The sequence below is a fragment of the Shinella sp. GW835-FHT14H05 genome (assembly GCF_058793575.1).
This window is the reverse complement of the sequence record NZ_JBXAFY010000004.1, coordinates 299,911-315,880: the sequence shown is the minus strand read 5'-3', so window position 1 is coordinate 315,880 and position 15,970 is coordinate 299,911. Positions and strand designations below refer to the sequence as shown.

Here is a 15,970-nt window from a genome sequence, read left to right as displayed (position 1 = left end):
AGGACGAGAGCGGCGAATCGCAGGCAACAAAAAAGCCCGGCAAAGCCGGGCTTTTTGCAACATCCGGAAAATCCGGAGGCACACTGTCAGCAGCGGTTACGCCATCAAGAACCAGTCGGCATCGACGTCGGCCAGTGCGATTCCGTCGAGCAGGATCGATCCGCCACCCGATAGCTCGAGCACTGCGAAGCCGGCGGCGTTTTCTGTGAGCGTATAAGTCTGCCCACCAAAGTCGATGATATCGCGCCCACCTTCGAAATCGTGGATGACGTCGTTGCCCTCGGCCTTGCCGAAGATGAACATGTCCGCTCCTGCGCCGCCCGACAGTTCGTCATTGCCCAGGCCGCCGGTGAGGACATCGCGTCCGATGCCGCCGAAGAGGGCGTCGTTGCCGTCGTCGCCGAAGAGCCTGTCATTTCCTTCGCCGCCATAGATGGCATCTTTGCCGGCTCCGCCATGAACCGAGTCGTTCCCCGCACCGCCACCCAGGCGATCGTTGCCGTTGGCACCGTTGACCAGGTCATTGCCGTTGCCGCCCCATGCGACGTCGTCCCCTTCGCCACCGTCGATGGAATCGTTACCCTCGCCGCCAAAGATCAGATCCTTGCCACCGCCGCCGCGCAGATCGTCCACCCCGGCGCCGCCGCCAATCGTGTCGTCGCCAGTCCCGCCATTGACAAAATCGCTGCCGCCGCCAGCAAAGACGCGGTCATTGCCGCCCTTGGTGTCCAGCCAATCCGCGCCGTTCGTGCCGGGCATGAAGTCGTCGCCGTCGGTGCCAAAATCCGTCTCCGGGCGGGACGGCTTATGGTAATCCCAGCTGAAACCGAGCTTTATAAACTCCTCTGCACTTGGCGCATCAGAGAGATTGTTGAAGCCAGTCCCCACGTCGTTAAAATCGTAAAAGAAGAAATTCGCTTATAACGTGCCGATTAGCGAAGGGCTGCTTTGATCCAAATGACAGCGTCCCATCGCTGATTACGATTTGACGCGAGTGGGATGCGAACGATCTCGACCGGAACGAGGTGATTGCCGGCATTGCGGCCGCACCTCAAACGCCACGCTGATTCACCGGCATACCTCAGAGGCGTTCACGGAAACCCGAGGCGCCTGGCAACTGCTGAAACGTAAACCGGCGCCAGGTCGATTTGACCTGGCGCCGGAAAACAAAGCAATGAATGCTTGGGAATTTGGTGCCCAGAAGAGGACTCGAACCTCCACACCCTTTCGAGTACCAGCACCTGAAGCTGGCGCGTCTACCAATTCCGCCATCTGGGCGACGGAGAGCCATGTAGAAGGCCCGCACTCTTGTGTCAACAGGCTTTTTGAAGTTTTTGCAACAGCTTGGCGAAAACCGTCATTCGCGGCCGAGTGCCCATTCGCGAATGCGCGCCAGCCCGGCCGCGAGCAACCGGGCGGCGGCGGCCTCATCCTTGGCCTCCACATAGCAGCGCATTTCCGGCGCATTGCCAGAGGGGCGGAAGTGGATGACGCTGGCATCGTCCAGCGTCACGCGCAGCCCGTCGATATCGCTTGTCTTCATTGGCACGCCGATGGGGGCGAGGAAGGCGGAGAGCGCGCCGGCGCTTGATCGCAGCTCCGCCATCAGGGCGGCGCTGGTTTCGACGGGAAAGTGCTCTAGCCGGTCGCTGGCGGCCGCGGGCAGCGCGAAGCCGGCGGCGATCTGCGAGAGGGGCCGGTTTTCCGCAGCGGCGAGCGAGAGCACGGCGAGCACCGGCATCAGGCTGTCGCGGGTCGGCAACGGGGCGAGGGCATAGCCGTTCACGGTGAAGGGGGTGGCGGTCAGCGTGCCGCCATTCGCCTCGAAGCCGACGACGGCGGTTTCGCCGCTTGCGACCGCGTCGTTCATCGCGGCGATCACGAAGGGGGAGCCGACCCTGGTGCGCAGCACCTTGCCGGCGACGGCCGCCTCGATGCCGGAATTCGAGGTGACCGGCGTGGCCACAGCGGTCGCGCCGAGTAAGCGGCTGGCGATGAGGCCGACGAGATCGCCGCGGATCGGCGTGCCGGTCTCGTCGGTCACGAGCGGCCGGTCGCCATCGCCGTCGGCCGAAATGATGGCGTGCAGGCCGTGATGCACCGCCCAGCCTTGCAGGAGCGCGACGGTCTCGGCGGAAACCGCCTCCGTATCGACCGGGATGAAGGTCTCCGACCGGCCCAGCGCCACGACATCGGCGCCGTAGTGGATGAGCACCGTTGCGAAGAGGTCGCGGGCCACCGTCGAATGCTGGTAGACGCCGACCCGGAGGCCGGCGAGGCTGCCTTCCGGCAGCAGCGCGCGGTTGCGCGCGTCGTAGAGCGCCATGGCCTCGGCGTGCAAGTCGTCCGCTGCCTCCTGAACGGCGTCGAAAACCGCGTTTTCCGCGCGGATTGCCTCGGCGGCGGCGGTGATCGCGGCTTCGTCCGCCTTGTCGATCTCGCCGTCCGGCCGGTAGAATTTGATGCCGTTGCGGTCGGCGGGAATGTGCGAACCCGTCACCATCAGGCAGGCGGCCTTTCGCGCCAGGCCGGTCAGCGCGAGTGCCGGCGTCGGCAGCGCGCCGCAGTCGCGCGGGCGAAAGCTGGCCTTGCGAATCGCTGCGATCGCGATTGCCGAAATCGCCGGGCTGGAGGCGCGAAAATCGCGGCCGATGAGGATCTCGTCACCCTCTTGGGCGATGCCGGCGGCCAGCAGGTGGTGGGCAAAGGCGGTGGCATAGAGCGCGGTGGCAGGCCCTTCGAGATCGACCGACAGGCCACGCAGGCCGCTGGTTCCGAATTTCAGGCTCATGCGGTCACCTCGTGTCTCTTGCGGGCCGGTCCTCTCAAGGCGCGGCGCGACCATGAATAAAACAAAATGCGTGAACGTAATGCAAAGCAGGGACGTGACAGGGAAGTATCCCGCCAGGAACAGTGAGGATCAACATGTTGAAGATTCGAAATCTCGTTTTCGGTTGCGCGATGGGGATTGCCTCCGCGATCGCGCCCATGGGGGCGGCTCAGGCCGTGCCTCTCGCCGTACCGAAGGTTGAGACGAAAAGTGACGTCACGCAGGCGCAGGTGCAGTTCTGCTACGGCTACGGCTGCGAACGTCGTTACAATCGTCGCCACTATCGCCCGTATTACGGTGAGCGACGCTATTATCGTCCGCGCTACGAGCGGCCGCGTTATTATGGTGGGCGCGGGGCGCATGTCGAATGGTGCTCCAACCGCTACCGCACCTACGACCCTTATACCAACCGCTACCATGCCGGCGGCGGCGTCTACCGCCTGTGCTATTCGCCTTATCGGTAAGCGACAAGCGACCTTGGGTCATCCAACGAACGGCGGGCTTCTTGCCCGCCGTTTGTCTTTCAGCCGGGCGTGCTGTCGGCCACGCGGTCAGTATGGCCGAGATCGCGGTCGGGTTCGATGACGTCGCGCACGCGCTGCTTCAGCTCCTTCGGCCCGGGAAAACCGCCGTCGCGCTTGCGCTCCCAGACGAGCGCATCGCCGACGCGGATCTCGAAATTGCCGCCGGTTCCGGGAATGAGCGCCACCTCGCCGAGCGATCCGGAAAAGGTCGACAAAAGCTCCTGCGCCATCCAGCCGGCGCGAAGCAGCCAGTTGCACTGGGTACAGTAGAGAATGGAAACGCGCGGCTTTTCCCCGGTCATGGTCACCTCCTGTCGATAGGGCAAAGCATATAGCAGGGCGGCCCGCTTGGCACGCGATCCGTTCACAACAATGTCAACTCAATTTATCAGGTTTTACCGCCGGACATCTTGTCGCAGCAACGGTCCTGTCGGAGAGGTGTTGCACTGCAACATACAGACAGGACATCCCATGACGGACTTTTCCACCTCCCGCCCGCGCCTCATCATCCCCTCGCTCGGCAGCATCTATTCGGCGCTTGGCGAAAGCGCGGAAACGATCCTGCGCGTGGCGGCCGGCCTGCTTCTTGTCACGCATGGCTACGGCAAGATCCTGAACCCCTTCGGCGCGAGCGGCATGGTGGAAAGCCTCGGCTTCTATCCCGGTGCCTTCTGGTCACCACTGCTGGCCGCCACCGAATTCTTCGGCGGCATCCTGATCGCCATCGGCCTCTTCACGCGCCCCGCCGCCTTCGCGGCGATGATCGTGCTGGCCGTCACCGTCTATTTCCACGGCATCGTGCAGGCCGAAGGCCTGATGGGCGCGGAAAAGTCCATCCTCTGGGCGCTGATCATGTTCTATTTCGTCATCCGCGGCGCAAACAGCCACTCAGTCGACGCCAAGCTCGGCCGTCAGTTCTGATCCGTCTCCTAGAGTATGTCTGGTTCAGTCTGAACCAGACATACTCTAGATTCTTTTGTTTCCGTTTGTCTTTTCCGAAAAACCGGCTTCCACTTTTCCCTGACAAACGCTAGCGCGGCTGTGGCCTTTCCCGCAGCCGCGCCTTGACGAGCGCGACCAGCGTCTCGCCGTCATAGGGCTTGCGGGCGACGGGAATGACCTCGAAGCCCGCGACGCCATCGCGGTGGATCTCGCCCACGGTGGTGAACAGCAGCGGAACGCGCGCCTCGATCAGCCGTTCGATACGCGCCGTGATCCGCGTCGCGTCAAGCGGCACGTCGAGCAGGCACAGGTCGATATCCGCCAGCGCCGCCGCATCCCACTGGTCGAGCTGTTCCGGCCGCAGCAGTGAAATGCGGCAATCGAGCGCCGCCTTGATCAGATATTCCGCGTCGAGCGCAATCAGGAATTCGCGTTCGGCGATCAAGATGTGCGGAAGAGATGGTTCCATGGCGCCGCACTCCTCATCCATGCGAACAGCCGGAATCACCGGCGGTTTTGGAGGCGGAATGTGAGCTGAGGACGGTGCACTGTCATTTAAAAAAGACATAGTGTTTCGCTGCACGGAACAAGTGTGCACGCTTCACGTTCAGCAAGCCAGCCCGGCGCTCCGGGCTGCGAACGGAAGGGGCAAAACAATATGGCGAGCAGCACGGCGGGCAACCATCCCTCGAAATGGCGCACGCCCTGCCATCAGTGTCCCTTGCGAGACCTGTCAGGCTTTCGCGATTTTTCCGCCAAGGAACTCGACTTCGTCTCGCAGTTCAAAAGCGGCGAACTGTCGAGCGAGCGCGGCGCCACTATCCTCGTCGAGGGCATGCACAGCGCCCATCTCTTTACCGTGCTATCCGGCTGGGCCTTTCGTTACAAGCTGCTGCCGGATGGCCGCCGGCAGATCATGAACTATGTGCTGCCCGGCGACTTGCTTGGCCTGCAAGGCAGCCTGATGGGCGAGATGGACCATTCCGTCGAGGCGCTGACGCCGGTGACGCTCTGTGTCTTTGAACGCTCCAAGCTGGAGCGCCTGTTCGAGCGCCATGCGTCGCTCGGCTACGACCTGACCTGGATCGCCGCGCACGAGGAGCGCATCCTCGACGAGCATCTGCTCAGTGTCGGCCGGCGCACAGCGCTGGAGCGCACGGCCTATCTCCTGTCCTTCATCCACCAGCGGGCACATTCGGCCGGCGTCAATGGCGGCCGGCGTGTTATTCCGATCACCCAGCAGCATGTCGCCGATACGCTCGGCCTGTCGCTGGTGCACACCAACAAGACGCTGCGCAAGCTTTCAGAGCGCAAGCTGATGCGCTGGCAGGACAAGGGCTGCGAAATCCTCGACGGGGACGGCCTTCAGGCTCTCGCCGGCTGGGAAGGGCTGAAAGAAGGTGCGCGCCCCTTTATCTAGCGCTTTTATAGGCGCAATTCCGGACGCAAAACCGCTTCACACTTTTGCTGGAAATTGCTCAGGCCACGTCCCAGTGCAGCGGGAACATCGGGTCGAATACCGTCACCGGCCCCGCCCCCGTCTCGATCTTTGCCGGGAAGGCGACGGGTTCGGCCCGCTTCACCAGCCGGATTGTCTCCTCGTTGACCGGCAGGCCGTACCAGGCCGGGCCGTTCAGCGAGGCGAAGGCTTCGAGCGTGTTGAGTGCGCCGTCCTGTTCGAACACATGGGCGAGGCAGCTCATCGTGTTGATCGAGGTGTAGATGCCGGCACAGCCGCAGGCGCATTCCTTCAGCGGATCGACATGCGGCGCCGAATCGGTGCCGAGGAAGAAGCGGGCATCGCCGGAGGTGGCGGCCGCGCGCAGCGCCAGCCGGTGCTCCTCGCGCTTGGCGACAGGCAGGCAATAATAATGCGGGCGGATGCCGCCGACCAGGATGGCGTTGCGGTTGATGATCAGGTGATGCGTGGTGATCGAGCCGGCGAGGTTCGCGTTCGCGGCCTTGATATAGTCGACGCCGTTTTTCGTCGTGACGTGCTCCATGGTCACGCGCAATTCCGGCAGGCGGCTGCGCAACGGGTCCAGAACCGTCTCGATGAACACGGCCTCACGGTCGAAGATATCGACCTCCGGCGTCGTGACCTCGCCGTGAACGCAGAGCGTCAGGCCGATTTTCGCCATGCGCTCCAGTACGGGCATGGCCTTGTCCATATCGCGCACGCCGCCATGGGAATTGGTCGTCGCACCGGCCGGATAGAGTTTCACGGCGCGGATCAGGCCGCTTTCGTAGCCGGCTTCCACGTCGTCGGGATTGGTGTGCTCGGTGAGATAGAGCGTCATCAGCGGCTCGAACCGGTCGCCCTTGGGAAGGGCGGCGAGGATTCGGTCGCGATAGGCAGCGGCATCCGCGGTGGTGACGACCGGCGGCACCAGGTTCGGCATGATGATCGCGCGGGCGAAATGGCGGCTCGTGTCGCCGATCACGCCTTCCAGCATGGCGCCGTCGCGCAGGTGCAGGTGCCAGTCGTCCGGCCGGCGGATGGTCAGTTCAGTGGTCATCGGTCATCTCCCGCGTGTTGCGGCTGCGATAGCATCCGCGGGCGACAACGACAATCGCCTCAGAAGGTGTCGATGGTGAGATCGGCTGGGCGCGAGTTCTCCAGGATGCGCTTTCCGTTCGGCAGGTCGTTGCCGTAGAGCTTCCAGCCGATCTGGTCCTCCGGCAGCGCATAGCCCATCCAGCGCCGGCGCAGCCGCTCCTCCAGCACGGGGTAGGGCGGACCGACGAAGATGGTGAAGTCGAACTTGCCGTCGAGCCCGTCCCAGGGCGCCTCCTTAAAGAGCAGATAGTTGCCCTCGGCGAGGATGAAGCGGGTTTCGCGCGGGATGGCGCGGGCGGCATTGATGGCGATCTCGCGCGACCGGTCGAAAACCGGCACCAGCACTTCGCCCTCCGCCCGTTTCAGCGCCGTGACGATATCGATGAAGCCGCGGCCGTCGAAGGATTCCGGGGCGCCCTTGCGCGGCAGCAGGCCGCGCTCGGCGAGAATGCCGTTGTCCATGTGAAACCCGTCCATCGGCAGGATTTCGGCGCTTTCGCCGCGGGCGATGAGCCCGTCGCGCAAGGCCTCGGCCAGCGTCGATTTTCCCGCGGCCGGCGGGCCGGCGAGGCCGACGAGGAAGCGGCGCGCGTCCCCCGCGCGCCGCTGGAGTGCATCCACGATGGTGGTGGGCGAGATCATGCGGCAATCGCCTCCGCCGGCAGCTTGGCGCCGGTCATGAAGGCGACGGCGTCGGACATGGTATAGTCCTTCGGGTTGATGACCGTCAGCCGCCGGCCGAGCCGGTGGATGTGGATGCGGTCCGCCACCTCGAAGACATGCGGCATGTTGTGCGAGATCAGCACGATCGGAATGCCACGCCGGCGCACGTCGAGGATGAGCTCCAGCACGCGCCGGCTCTCTTTTACGCCCAGCGCCGCCGTCGGTTCGTCGAGAATGATAACCTTCGAGCCAAAGGCGGCCGCGCGCGCCACGGCGACACCCTGGCGCTGGCCGCCCGACAGCGTCTCCACCGCCTGGTTGATGTTCTGGATGGTCATCAGCCCGAGTTCCGAAAGCTTGTCGCGGGCGAATTTCTCCATCGCCGAACGGTCGAGCTTGCGGAACCATTGGCCCATGACGCCGGGTTTGCGCAGCTCGCGGCCGAGGAACATGTTGTCGGCGATCGAGAGCGCCGGCGAGAGCGCGAGGTTCTGGTAGACGGTCTCGATGCCGGCCTTGCGTGCCTCGATCGGCGAGCGGAAGTTGATCACTTGGCCCTGCAGGCGGATTTCGCCTTCGTCCGGCGTGATGGCGCCGGAGATCGCCTTGATCATCGAGGATTTGCCGGCCCCGTTGTCGCCGATCACGGCGAGGATTTCGCCGGGATAGAGGTCGAAATCGGCATGGTCGAGGGCGGTGACGCGGCCGTAGCGCTTGACGAGACCGCGCGCTGTGAGAATGGGTTCCATCAGCCTGCTACCTTTCTGATCCACTGGTCGATTGCGACTGCCGAGATGATGAGGACGCCGATCAGGAGATAGGTCCATTGCGGGTCCGTGCCGATGAGGCGAAGGCCGAGCGAGAAGACGCCGACGATCAGCGCGCCGAAGATCATGCCGAGGATGGAGCCGCGCCCGCCGAAGAGCGAGATGCCGCCGATCACCACGGCGGTGATCGATTCGATATTGGCGAACTGGCCGGCGGTCGGCGAGACCGAACCGATGCGGCCGATGAGCGCCCAGCCGGCGAGCGCGCAGATGAGGCCGGACAGCGTGTAGATCGAGACCAGCATGCGCTTGACGTTGACGCCGGCGAGTTCCGCCGCGTCCGGGTCGTCGCCCACCGCATAGACATGGCGGCCCCAGGCGGTGTGGTTCAGCACGTACCAGAGCAGCGCCACGAGCAGCACCATGGCGATGACGCCATAGGTGAAGACCGCGCTGCCGAGCTTGAGGTTGTTGCCGAAGAACTGGAGGAGCGGCGCCTGCGAGGAAATGTCCTGCGAGCGGATCGTCTCGTTGGCCGAATAGAGGAAGTTCGAGGCGAGGATGATCTGCCACATGCCGAGCGTGACGATGAAGGGCGGCAGTTTCATGCGGGCGACGAGCAGGCCGTTGATATAGCCGCAGAGCGCGCCGCAGGCGAGCCCGCAGAGGACGGCGACCGTCGGCGGCAGGCCGTAGCGGAAGGTGAACTGGCCCATCACGACCGAGGACAGCACCATGATCGCGCCGACTGACAGGTCGATGCCGGCCGTCAGAATCACCAGCGTCTGCGCCGCGCCGACGATGCCGACGATAGCCACCTGCTGGAGGATCAGCGTCAGCGTGAAGGCGGAGAAGAACTTTCCGCCGAGAATGACGCCGAAGATGGCCACCGACAGTACGAGCACGATGAGCGGTACGGCCGCCGGGCTCGAATGCAGAAAATGCTGGAATTTCTGGATGGGCGTCTTGTCGTGCGTGTCGAAGGATGCGACCTGCGTCGCGCTACCGGACAGCACCTTCTCGAATTCCTGCGATGGCTGTGAGGCCGTCGTTGTCTCAGTCATGATCCAGTTCCTCCCCTTCCGGGTGCCGACCGTCGCGGCTTTGCCGGATGAAATGGTGTACGGACGCACCGATCGGGCGCTTTTCGCGCACCTGCCGCCATTTTTGGGCGGTCTCCTCCCCAAGCGGTCCCGGCTGTCGCCATCGCCTGCCGAAGAAGGGTGCCCATGTCTTGTGCGAATGTCAAAGCAGGGTGCGTTTCACGCGGACCCCATCCGTCCGTAGCGGAATGCCGGCCCGGTCAGCCCGGGCCGGCGTGGTGGGGCATCAGCCCCAGCACTTGTCCTTGCCGGCCTTGGTGTCGATGGATTCGACGCCGGCCGCCGGCTTGTCGGTCACGAGCGTCACGCCCGTGTCGAAGAAGTCCTTGCCTTCGGTGGCCTTCGGCTTTTCGCCGGTGTCGGCGAACTTCTTGATGGCCTCGATGCCGAGTGCCGCCATCATCAGCGGGTACTGCTGCGAGGTCGCGCCGATGACGCCGTCCGCGACGTTCTGCACGCCCGGGCAACCGCCGTCGACGGATACGATCAGCACGTCGCCTTCCTTGCCGACGGCCTTCAGCGCTTCATAGGCGCCGGCTGCTGCCGGTTCGTTGATGGTGTGCACGACATTGATGGACGGGTCCTTCTGGAGAAGGTTTTCCATGGCGGTGCGGCCGCCTTCCTCGTTGCCGTTGGTCACGTCATGGCCGACGATGCGGGCATCGTCTTCATCGCCGATCTTGCCGATGTCCTTAACGTCGATGCCGAAACCCTTCATGAAGCCCTGGTTGCGCAGCACGTCGACCGACGGCTGCGAGGGCGTCAGGTTGAGGAAGGCGATCTTGGCGTCCTTGGCGGCGTCGCCGAGGGTGGCGGCAGCCCACTTGCCGATCAGTTCGCCGGCGAGCAGGTTGTCGGTGGCGAAGGTCATGTCGGCGCTGTCGACCGGCTCCAGCGGCGTGTCGAGCGCGATGACCAGCAGGCCGGCATCACGCGCCTTCTGCACGGAGGGAACGATGCCCTTCGTGTCGGAAGCTGCGATCAGGATGCCCTTCGCGCCGTCCGCGATGCAGGTCTCGATTGCCGCGACCTGGCTTTCCGAGTCACCGTCGATCTTGCCGGCATAGGCCTTCAGCGTCACGCCGATTTCCTTGGCCTTGGCTTCGGCGCCTTCCTTCATCTTGACGAAGAAGGGGTTGGTGTCGGTCTTGGTGATCAGGCAGGCGGTGGTGTCGGCGGCGAGAGCCGGCGAGGAGAAGGCGACGCCGAGCGCGAGCGCGCCGAGAGCGGCGGAAATGATGGTTTTCTTCATGGTAATCCTCCCAAGGACAGAACGGGATGCGCCCCTCTCCTGGGGCCATCCGGTCGCAGGGTGGCCAGCAGCTCCTCCGCCGGCAGACCTCGCTTCCGACCGTGAAAAGAGCACCAAAAGAAATCGCTGTCAATAAATAAATCGAATTGAATTATTAATCCAATGTGTCATGCTCCAGCAAAACAAAGGCGTGTCGTTTCCGGTGGAAGAGCGGAACGGCAGCCGATAAGAGGACGGGAGAGGCGCAGGACGCCGCGACCGGCACGGGAGGAGACGATGAGAAAGAATGCCGCGACGGCACCCGCCGTGCCGGCCGAAATCCTCGACCCGAGCGGGGGCGCCAACCAGGTGCGCGTGCGGGCCTATAACGAGCGCCTGGTCATGTCGCTGGTGCGACGGCACGGCAGCCTCTCCAAGGCCGAGATCGCGAGGCGCAGCGGCCTTTCCGCCCAGACCGTGACGGTCATCATGCGCGCGCTGGAGGCCGAAGGCCTGCTGATGCGCGGCGCGCCGATGCGCGGCAAGGTCGGCCAGCCCTCCGTGCCCATGCGCCTCAATCCGGATGCCGTCTATTCCTTCGGCCTGAAGATCGGCCGCCGCAGCGCCGATCTCGTCATGATGGATTTCGTCGGCGGCATCCGCCGGCAGGTGCGCCGCACCTTCGCCTATCCCATGCCCGGCCCGCTGCTCGCCTTCGTGCAAGAGGGGCTGGCCGAGCTGGAAGCGGCGATCACCCCGCAGGAGCGCGCCCGCATCGCCGGTTTCGGCGTCGCGGCGCCCTTCGAGCTCTGGAGCTGGGCAAGCGAGGTCGGCGCGCCCCAGGCCGACATGGACCAATGGCGCGGCGTCGACCTGGAGGCGGAGATCGCCCGGCGCGTGCCCTATCCGGTCGTCTTGCAGAACGACGCGACCAGCGCCTGCGCCGCCGAGCTCGTCTTCGGCCTCGGCCCGCAATATCCGGATTTCCTCTATCTGTTCATCGGCTCCTTCATCGGCGGCGGCGTGGTGCTGAATTCCGCGCTCTTCACCGGCCGCACCGGCACGGCCGGCGCCATCGGACCCCTGCCCGTGCAGGGCCGCAATGGCGAGACCGTGCAGCTCCTGAAGATCGCCTCGATCTACCGGCTGGAGAACCTTCTGCGCGAGCACGGCATCGATCCGAAGCCGCTCTGGTATTCGCCGGACGACTGGATCGAATTCGGCGCGCCGCTCGAAATCTGGATCGACGACATGGCGGCGGCGCTCGCTCAAGCAGTCGTGGCGTCGGCCTCCGTCATCGACTTTTCGGCCGTCATCATCGATGGCGGCTTTCCGGCCTGGGTGCGCGAGCGCGTGGTTGCCGCGACGCGCGCCGCCGTCGCCCGCCTCGACCTGCAAGGCGTCACCCTGCCCGAAATCCTCGAAGGCGCCGTCGGCAGCCACGCCCGCTCGATCGGCGGCGCCAGCCTGCCGCTGTTCTCCCGCTATCTTCCCGACCAGAACGTCCTCTTCAAGGAGCTTGCCTGAATGCTGAAAGGTATCGACCCCATCCTGAGCCCGGAGCTGCTCGCCACGCTGCGTGCCATGGGCCACGGCGACGAGATCGCCATCGTCGACGGCAATTATCCGGGCGTCGAACATGCCCGCCGCCTCATCCGTCTCGACGGCGTGCCGCTTCTACCCGTGCTCAACGCCGTGCTCTCGGTGCTGCCGATCGACGATTTCGTCGACGAGGCGATCTTCCGCTCCACCTTCCGCCAGGAGCGCGACACGCTGCAGCCCGTGCACCACGAGATCATCGATTGCTGCGCCCGCCGCGAGCCGACACGTACCGTCGTGCCGCTGGTCGGCGCCGATTTCTACAACCGTGTCCGCGCCGCCCATACGCTGGTGCAGACGAGCGAGCCGCGGCTCTATGCAAACGTGATCCTGCGCAAGGGCGTCATCTATCCCTGACCCTGTTCCATCCGGAACAGCGGGCGGCGGGGCGATGTGGGAAAGTCTGATCACTGGATGAGAGAGGCTCATCCAACAGATCAGACCCACCAATCAGGAGAGACCCCATGCGCAAGTTCATCGTTTCCGCCACCGTTGCCCTCGTTGCAGCCGTTTCCTTCGCCGCTCCCTCGCAGGCCGGCTACTACAGCTACGGCTATGAACCCTATTGCTTCATCAAGAAGGTGAAGTCCTACGACTACTACGGCAATGTTATCATCAAGAAGATCAAGGTTTGCCGTTGATTTCTTCCTTCCGCCGATCCTCCCCGCCTTGCCCGGCTCGAAAGAGCCGGGTTCTTTCTATTTTGGACCCTTGAACGAAGCGAAAGGGCGTGATTGTGTCGCGTCCTATCGAAAAGCAGGAGTTTCACATGCGGGTGCTGGTGGTGGAAAACGACAAGGTGACCCTTCTCGGTCAGATCGGTGTCGCGCTGGAAGAGGCGGGCGCCGAGATCGAGATCTGCCGGCCGCATGCCGGCGACGCCATCCCAGCGGACGAGACGAACCATGACGCCATCGTCGTGATGGGCGGCCCGCAGAACGCCCGCGACGACGAACGCCACGCCTATCTGCCGGCGCTGGCCGGGCTGATGCGCCGCTTCGGCGATGCGGAGAAATCCGTGCTCGGCGTCTGTCTCGGCAGCCAGCTCCTGGCGCGCGCCTATGGCGCGGAAAACCTGATCGGCACGGCGCCGGAATTCGGCTGGTGCACGGTCGCGCTGACGAAGGACGGTGCCGGCGACCCGGTTCTTTCGGCCGCCAGCGCTGCCTTCCCGATCTTCCAGTGGCATAGCGACACCTTTGCGCTGCCGGAAGGTGCCGTGCGGCTTGCCACTAACGGCGCCGCGGAAAACCAGGCCTTTCGCATCGGCCGCGCCGTCTACGGCACGCAGTTCCATTTCGAAGCGAGCCGCGCGGTCGTCGATGAATGGGTGAGCACGTTCGGCGCCCTCATTCCGACGCTTGCGCCCGGCTGGCTCGAACAGCGCGAGACGCTCGCCGCCGAAAACGGCCCCAGCGCCGACGCCACCGGCCTTGCCATCGCCCGCGGCTGGGTCGCCACCATCGCCGCCGCCGAGTCCCGCCGCGTCGCCTAGTTGTTTGAGATTGCCGCGGCGAAGCGTGTCGCCGCGGCCTGCAGCACCTCCGGCGCAAAGCCGGAAAAGCCGATGACCAGACCCTGCCGTGGCGCGTTGGTGACGGCCATGGACGACAGTGCCCTCACACCGAGCCCAGCCCCCCGCGCAATCTCCGCCGCCGCCGTATCGGCAAGCGAATCAGGCAGGCCGGCGACCAGGTGCAGGCCCTGGTCGGGCACGGCGACAGAGAGGTTTTTTGCCGCCGAGAGCCCCGCGACCAGCGCATCGCGCGCCGCCTGCGCATGCCTTCGGGCGCGGCGCAGATGGGCGGCGAAATGGCCTTCGCGCAGGAGATCGGTTAGCGCCGCTTCGGCAAGCGTCGGCGGGCTGCGGTCCGTGCGGCTGCGCAACGCCATGATGGTTTCGAGCAGTGGATCCGGGATGACGGCATAGCCGAGGCGCAGCCCCGGAAACAGCACCTTGGAGAAGGTGCCGAGATAGATGACGCGGCCGCTGTCGTCCATGCCCTGCATGGCGGCGAGCGGCGGGCCGGCAAAGCGGAACTCGCTGTCGTAATCGTCCTCGATGATCCAGCCGCCGGTCTCGCGCGCCCAGTCGATGAGGGCGAGCCGGCGGCGCATACTCATGGTCACGCCGAGCGGAAACTGATGCGACGGCGTCACATAGACCGCCCGCGCCCCCGCCGTCGCGAGCGATATGTCGGCGCCCTCGGCATCCACCGCGAGGCCTGAAAGGTCGAGGCCCGCGCCGGCAAAGGCGGCCCGGGCGCTTGGATAACAGGGGTCCTCGACCATCACCCGGTCGCCCGGCTGAAGCGCGCTCCGGATGACGAGGTCGATGCCCTGCTGCGTACCGGTCGTGATGACGATCGACCGCGCCTCGCAGCGCACGCCGCGTGCCTGCCGCAGATAGGCCGCGACCGCCTGGCGCAGCGCCGCCCCGCCACGCGGATCGCCATAATAAAAGTGTTCCGGGCCGGGGCGGGCGAGATGGCGCGCCAGCAGCGTGCGAAACAGGTTGAGCGTACGCGCATCGGCCATCGCCACGCCGAGCGTGCCGGGCAGCGGCATTTTCGCCTCGATGTTTGCGGTTTCCGTAGGCGTGGCCGGCTTCACGACGGGCACCCGGTCGGCGACGAAGGTGCCGGCGCCCGTGCGCGCGACGGCATAACCTTCGGCGATCAGCGTTTCGAAGGCGGCGACGACGCTGCCGCGCGCGATCTTCAGCCGTCCCGCAAGGTCACGCGACGGCGGCAGCTTGCTGCCTGCCGGAATGGCTCCCGCCTCGATCAGCCGGCGCAGCTCCCGGTAAAGCGCCGGCGTGCGTTTGCCCGCCGCGGGCAGCACGGGAATGAGCGATGACCAATCCGGCATATTGGTCCGGATTTTTTGGTCAGAATTGGTGCTTTTTCGATCCAATGGCATGGCGCACCATGACGGCACCCTGTTTGAAAGGCAAGACCGCATGCGTGCAGAAACCGAAACCGCCGCCTATCCCATCACCCCGCGCAACCGCGTCAGGCGCATGCATGAGCGCGGCAGCTACGACCGCCAGGCCGTGCACGCCATCCTCGATGCGGCCATGCTCTGCAACGTCGCCTATGTCATCGACGGCCAGCCCTATGCGACGCCGACGCTGTTCTGGCGCAAGGGCGATACGCTCTACTGGCACGGTTCGTCGGCCAGCCGCATGCTGCGCCATCTCAAGGCCGGCACGCCGGCCTGCCTCACCGTCGCCCATCTCGACGGGCTGGTGCTGGCACGCTCCGGCTTTAACCATTCGGCCAATTACCGCTCCGCCATGTGTTTCGGCACCGCACGCCTCGTCGAGGATTCTGACGAAAAGATCGAGGCGATGCGCGACGTCGTCGACCGTTTCTATCCCGGTCGCAGCGCGCTGCTGCGGCCCATCACGCCGCAGGAGGCCAAGGCCACGACGATCATCGCCATGCCGATCGACGAGGCCGCCGCGAAAGTGCGCGCCAAGGGCGTGGGAGACGACGAGGAGGATTTCGCCCTGCCGATCTGGGCCGGCGTCATCCCCGTGACGACCGTGCTCGGCGCCGTCGAAACCTGTCCCCGGCTCTTAGAAGGCGTCGAACCGCCAGAAATGCTCGGCCTTTTCCCGCCGGGCGGACGGCTGGATACGTCGCTCCTCGCCGGCCAGGAAGCCTACGAAGACGCTTAGCCGGCTACCAAGAGACGGCGGTAGGACCAGCGTCGTTTCGGCCGGGATGACGCAGGCGTGATCGCG

The 15,970-nt window shown here is 65.0% G+C and carries 18 protein-coding genes and 1 tRNA gene; 8 read left to right on the top strand and 11 right to left on the bottom strand.

Translation table 11 applies throughout. The features are described 5' to 3' along the window. Positions 1-96: 96 nt before the first annotated feature. The 3 genes from AC1Q6Z_RS16155 to AC1Q6Z_RS16145 form a co-directional block, all read right to left on the bottom strand. The gene (locus tag AC1Q6Z_RS16155) at positions 97-888 is read right to left on the bottom strand and encodes a calcium-binding protein (protein WP_492648544.1); all 792 of its coding nucleotides are present in this window, start codon (positions 886-888) and stop codon (positions 97-99) included. Between the two features lie 303 nt (positions 889-1,191). Further along, positions 1,192-1,278 (bottom strand) — tRNA-Leu (locus tag AC1Q6Z_RS16150). 79 nt (positions 1,279-1,357) lie between these two features. Continuing rightward, positions 1,358-2,791: a phosphohexomutase domain-containing protein gene (locus tag AC1Q6Z_RS16145; protein WP_492648543.1), complete on the bottom strand. Its 1,434-nt coding sequence runs from the start codon at positions 2,789-2,791 to the stop codon at positions 1,358-1,360. A 134-nt stretch (positions 2,792-2,925) separates the two neighbouring features. Between AC1Q6Z_RS16145 and AC1Q6Z_RS16140 the strand changes: the two genes are divergently transcribed. Further along, on the top strand, positions 2,926-3,294 hold the full coding sequence (locus AC1Q6Z_RS16140; protein ID WP_256118248.1) for a BA14K family protein: 369 nt from the start codon (positions 2,926-2,928) through the stop codon (positions 3,292-3,294). Positions 3,295-3,353: 59 nt separating this feature from the next. On the opposite strand, the gene AC1Q6Z_RS16135 is transcribed toward AC1Q6Z_RS16140, so the two are convergent. Next, on the bottom strand, positions 3,354-3,656 hold the full coding sequence (locus AC1Q6Z_RS16135) for an Rdx family protein (protein ID WP_256118247.1): 303 nt from the start codon (positions 3,654-3,656) through the stop codon (positions 3,354-3,356). A gap of 169 nt (positions 3,657-3,825) precedes the next feature. Between AC1Q6Z_RS16135 and AC1Q6Z_RS16130 the strand changes: the two genes are divergently transcribed. Further along, a complete protein-coding gene (locus tag AC1Q6Z_RS16130; RefSeq protein WP_492648542.1) occupies positions 3,826-4,275 on the top strand; it encodes a DoxX family protein in 450 nt (149 codons plus the stop codon). A gap of 109 nt (positions 4,276-4,384) precedes the next feature. Here the strand turns inward: AC1Q6Z_RS16130 and AC1Q6Z_RS16125 are convergent, their stop codons facing one another. Continuing rightward, a complete protein-coding gene (locus AC1Q6Z_RS16125; RefSeq protein ID WP_492648541.1) occupies positions 4,385-4,765 on the bottom strand; it encodes a response regulator in 381 nt (126 codons plus the stop codon). Positions 4,766-4,954: 189 nt separating this feature from the next. Here AC1Q6Z_RS16125 and AC1Q6Z_RS16120 point away from each other — a divergent pair, with 189 nt between their 5' ends. After that, entirely contained in the window at positions 4,955-5,716 is a 762-nt protein-coding gene (locus tag AC1Q6Z_RS16120) for a Crp/Fnr family transcriptional regulator (protein WP_256118244.1), read from the top strand. 58 nt (positions 5,717-5,774) lie between these two features. Here AC1Q6Z_RS16120 and pyrC read toward each other — a convergent pair whose 3' ends face one another. From pyrC to AC1Q6Z_RS16095, 5 genes are all read right to left on the bottom strand, one after another. Further along, the gene (gene pyrC / locus AC1Q6Z_RS16115) at positions 5,775-6,815 is read right to left on the bottom strand and encodes a dihydroorotase (protein ID WP_492648540.1); all 1,041 of its coding nucleotides are present in this window, start codon (positions 6,813-6,815) and stop codon (positions 5,775-5,777) included. Between the two features lie 59 nt (positions 6,816-6,874). Continuing rightward, positions 6,875-7,498: a nucleoside triphosphate hydrolase gene (locus tag AC1Q6Z_RS16110; RefSeq protein WP_492648539.1), complete on the bottom strand. Its 624-nt coding sequence runs from the start codon at positions 7,496-7,498 to the stop codon at positions 6,875-6,877. Next, entirely contained in the window at positions 7,495-8,268 is a 774-nt protein-coding gene (locus tag AC1Q6Z_RS16105; protein WP_435266839.1) for an ATP-binding cassette domain-containing protein, read from the bottom strand. The genes AC1Q6Z_RS16110 and AC1Q6Z_RS16105 overlap by 4 nt, the downstream gene beginning before the upstream one ends. Then, positions 8,268-9,350 carry an ABC transporter permease gene (locus AC1Q6Z_RS16100; RefSeq protein ID WP_492648538.1) on the bottom strand — a complete coding sequence of 361 codons (1,083 nt, stop codon included), beginning with the start codon at positions 9,348-9,350 and terminating at the stop codon, positions 8,268-8,270. The genes AC1Q6Z_RS16105 and AC1Q6Z_RS16100 overlap by 1 nt, the downstream gene beginning before the upstream one ends. A 265-nt stretch (positions 9,351-9,615) precedes the next feature. Next, the gene (locus tag AC1Q6Z_RS16095) at positions 9,616-10,641 is read right to left on the bottom strand and encodes a sugar ABC transporter substrate-binding protein (RefSeq protein ID WP_439614787.1); all 1,026 of its coding nucleotides are present in this window, start codon (positions 10,639-10,641) and stop codon (positions 9,616-9,618) included. A gap of 276 nt (positions 10,642-10,917) precedes the next feature. Between AC1Q6Z_RS16095 and AC1Q6Z_RS16090 the strand changes: the two genes are divergently transcribed. The 4 genes from AC1Q6Z_RS16090 to AC1Q6Z_RS16075 all read left to right on the top strand — a co-directional run bounded on the left by AC1Q6Z_RS16090 (position 10,918) and on the right by AC1Q6Z_RS16075 (position 13,714). Continuing rightward, on the top strand, positions 10,918-12,147 hold the full coding sequence (locus AC1Q6Z_RS16090; RefSeq protein WP_492648537.1) for an ROK family transcriptional regulator: 1,230 nt from the start codon (positions 10,918-10,920) through the stop codon (positions 12,145-12,147). Then, positions 12,148-12,576 (top strand): RbsD/FucU family protein, encoded by a 429-nt coding sequence (locus AC1Q6Z_RS16085; protein ID WP_256118238.1) that lies wholly within the window; start codon positions 12,148-12,150, stop codon positions 12,574-12,576. It begins immediately after the preceding gene. Positions 12,577-12,683: 107 nt separating this feature from the next. Continuing rightward, positions 12,684-12,860, top strand: coding sequence for a hypothetical protein (locus AC1Q6Z_RS16080; RefSeq protein WP_319322159.1), 177 nt, complete (start codon positions 12,684-12,686; stop codon positions 12,858-12,860). 128 nt (positions 12,861-12,988) lie between these two features. Next, positions 12,989-13,714: a type 1 glutamine amidotransferase gene (locus tag AC1Q6Z_RS16075; protein ID WP_492648536.1), complete on the top strand. Its 726-nt coding sequence runs from the start codon at positions 12,989-12,991 to the stop codon at positions 13,712-13,714. Here the strand turns inward: AC1Q6Z_RS16075 and pdxR are convergent. After that, a complete protein-coding gene (pdxR, locus tag AC1Q6Z_RS16070) occupies positions 13,711-15,090 on the bottom strand; it encodes a MocR-like pyridoxine biosynthesis transcription factor PdxR (RefSeq protein ID WP_492648535.1) in 1,380 nt (459 codons plus the stop codon). The two genes, AC1Q6Z_RS16075 and pdxR, sit on opposite strands and share 4 nt — an antisense overlap. 91 nt (positions 15,091-15,181) lie before the next feature. Between pdxR and AC1Q6Z_RS16065 the strand changes: the two genes are divergently transcribed. Next, positions 15,182-15,904: a pyridoxamine 5'-phosphate oxidase family protein gene (locus tag AC1Q6Z_RS16065; protein ID WP_492648534.1), complete on the top strand. Its 723-nt coding sequence runs from the start codon at positions 15,182-15,184 to the stop codon at positions 15,902-15,904. Positions 15,905-15,970 lie beyond the last annotated feature (66 nt).

Excerpts from the sequence above, each read along its gene's own strand:
- AC1Q6Z_RS16120 (WP_256118244.1), top strand. The coding sequence starts at position 4,955 with ATGGCGAGCAGCACGGCGGGCAACCATCCCTCGAAATGGCGCACGCCC.
- AC1Q6Z_RS16065 (WP_492648534.1), top strand. The coding sequence starts at position 15,182 with ATGCGTGCAGAAACCGAAACCGCCGCCTATCCCATCACCCCGCGCAAC.
- AC1Q6Z_RS16085 (WP_256118238.1), top strand. The coding sequence starts at position 12,148 with ATGCTGAAAGGTATCGACCCCATCCTGAGCCCGGAGCTGCTCGCCACG.
- AC1Q6Z_RS16075 (WP_492648536.1), top strand. The coding sequence starts at position 12,989 with ATGCGGGTGCTGGTGGTGGAAAACGACAAGGTGACCCTTCTCGGTCAG.
- AC1Q6Z_RS16080 (WP_319322159.1), top strand. The coding sequence starts at position 12,684 with ATGCGCAAGTTCATCGTTTCCGCCACCGTTGCCCTCGTTGCAGCCGTT.
- AC1Q6Z_RS16140 (WP_256118248.1), top strand. The coding sequence starts at position 2,926 with ATGTTGAAGATTCGAAATCTCGTTTTCGGTTGCGCGATGGGGATTGCC.
- AC1Q6Z_RS16090 (WP_492648537.1), top strand. The coding sequence starts at position 10,918 with ATGAGAAAGAATGCCGCGACGGCACCCGCCGTGCCGGCCGAAATCCTC.
- AC1Q6Z_RS16130 (WP_492648542.1), top strand. The coding sequence starts at position 3,826 with ATGACGGACTTTTCCACCTCCCGCCCGCGCCTCATCATCCCCTCGCTC.
- AC1Q6Z_RS16135 (WP_256118247.1), bottom strand. The coding sequence starts at position 3,656 with ATGACCGGGGAAAAGCCGCGCGTTTCCATTCTCTACTGTACCCAGTGC.
- AC1Q6Z_RS16105 (WP_435266839.1), bottom strand. The coding sequence starts at position 8,268 with ATGGAACCCATTCTCACAGCGCGCGGTCTCGTCAAGCGCTACGGCCGC.
- pyrC (WP_492648540.1), bottom strand. The coding sequence starts at position 6,815 with ATGACCACTGAACTGACCATCCGCCGGCCGGACGACTGGCACCTGCAC.
- AC1Q6Z_RS16100 (WP_492648538.1), bottom strand. The coding sequence starts at position 9,350 with ATGACTGAGACAACGACGGCCTCACAGCCATCGCAGGAATTCGAGAAG.
- AC1Q6Z_RS16125 (WP_492648541.1), bottom strand. The coding sequence starts at position 4,765 with ATGGAACCATCTCTTCCGCACATCTTGATCGCCGAACGCGAATTCCTG.
- AC1Q6Z_RS16145 (WP_492648543.1), bottom strand. The coding sequence starts at position 2,791 with ATGAGCCTGAAATTCGGAACCAGCGGCCTGCGTGGCCTGTCGGTCGAT.
- AC1Q6Z_RS16110 (WP_492648539.1), bottom strand. The coding sequence starts at position 7,498 with ATGATCTCGCCCACCACCATCGTGGATGCACTCCAGCGGCGCGCGGGG.
- pdxR (WP_492648535.1), bottom strand. The coding sequence starts at position 15,090 with ATGCCGGATTGGTCATCGCTCATTCCCGTGCTGCCCGCGGCGGGCAAA.
- AC1Q6Z_RS16095 (WP_439614787.1), bottom strand. The coding sequence starts at position 10,641 with ATGAAGAAAACCATCATTTCCGCCGCTCTCGGCGCGCTCGCGCTCGGC.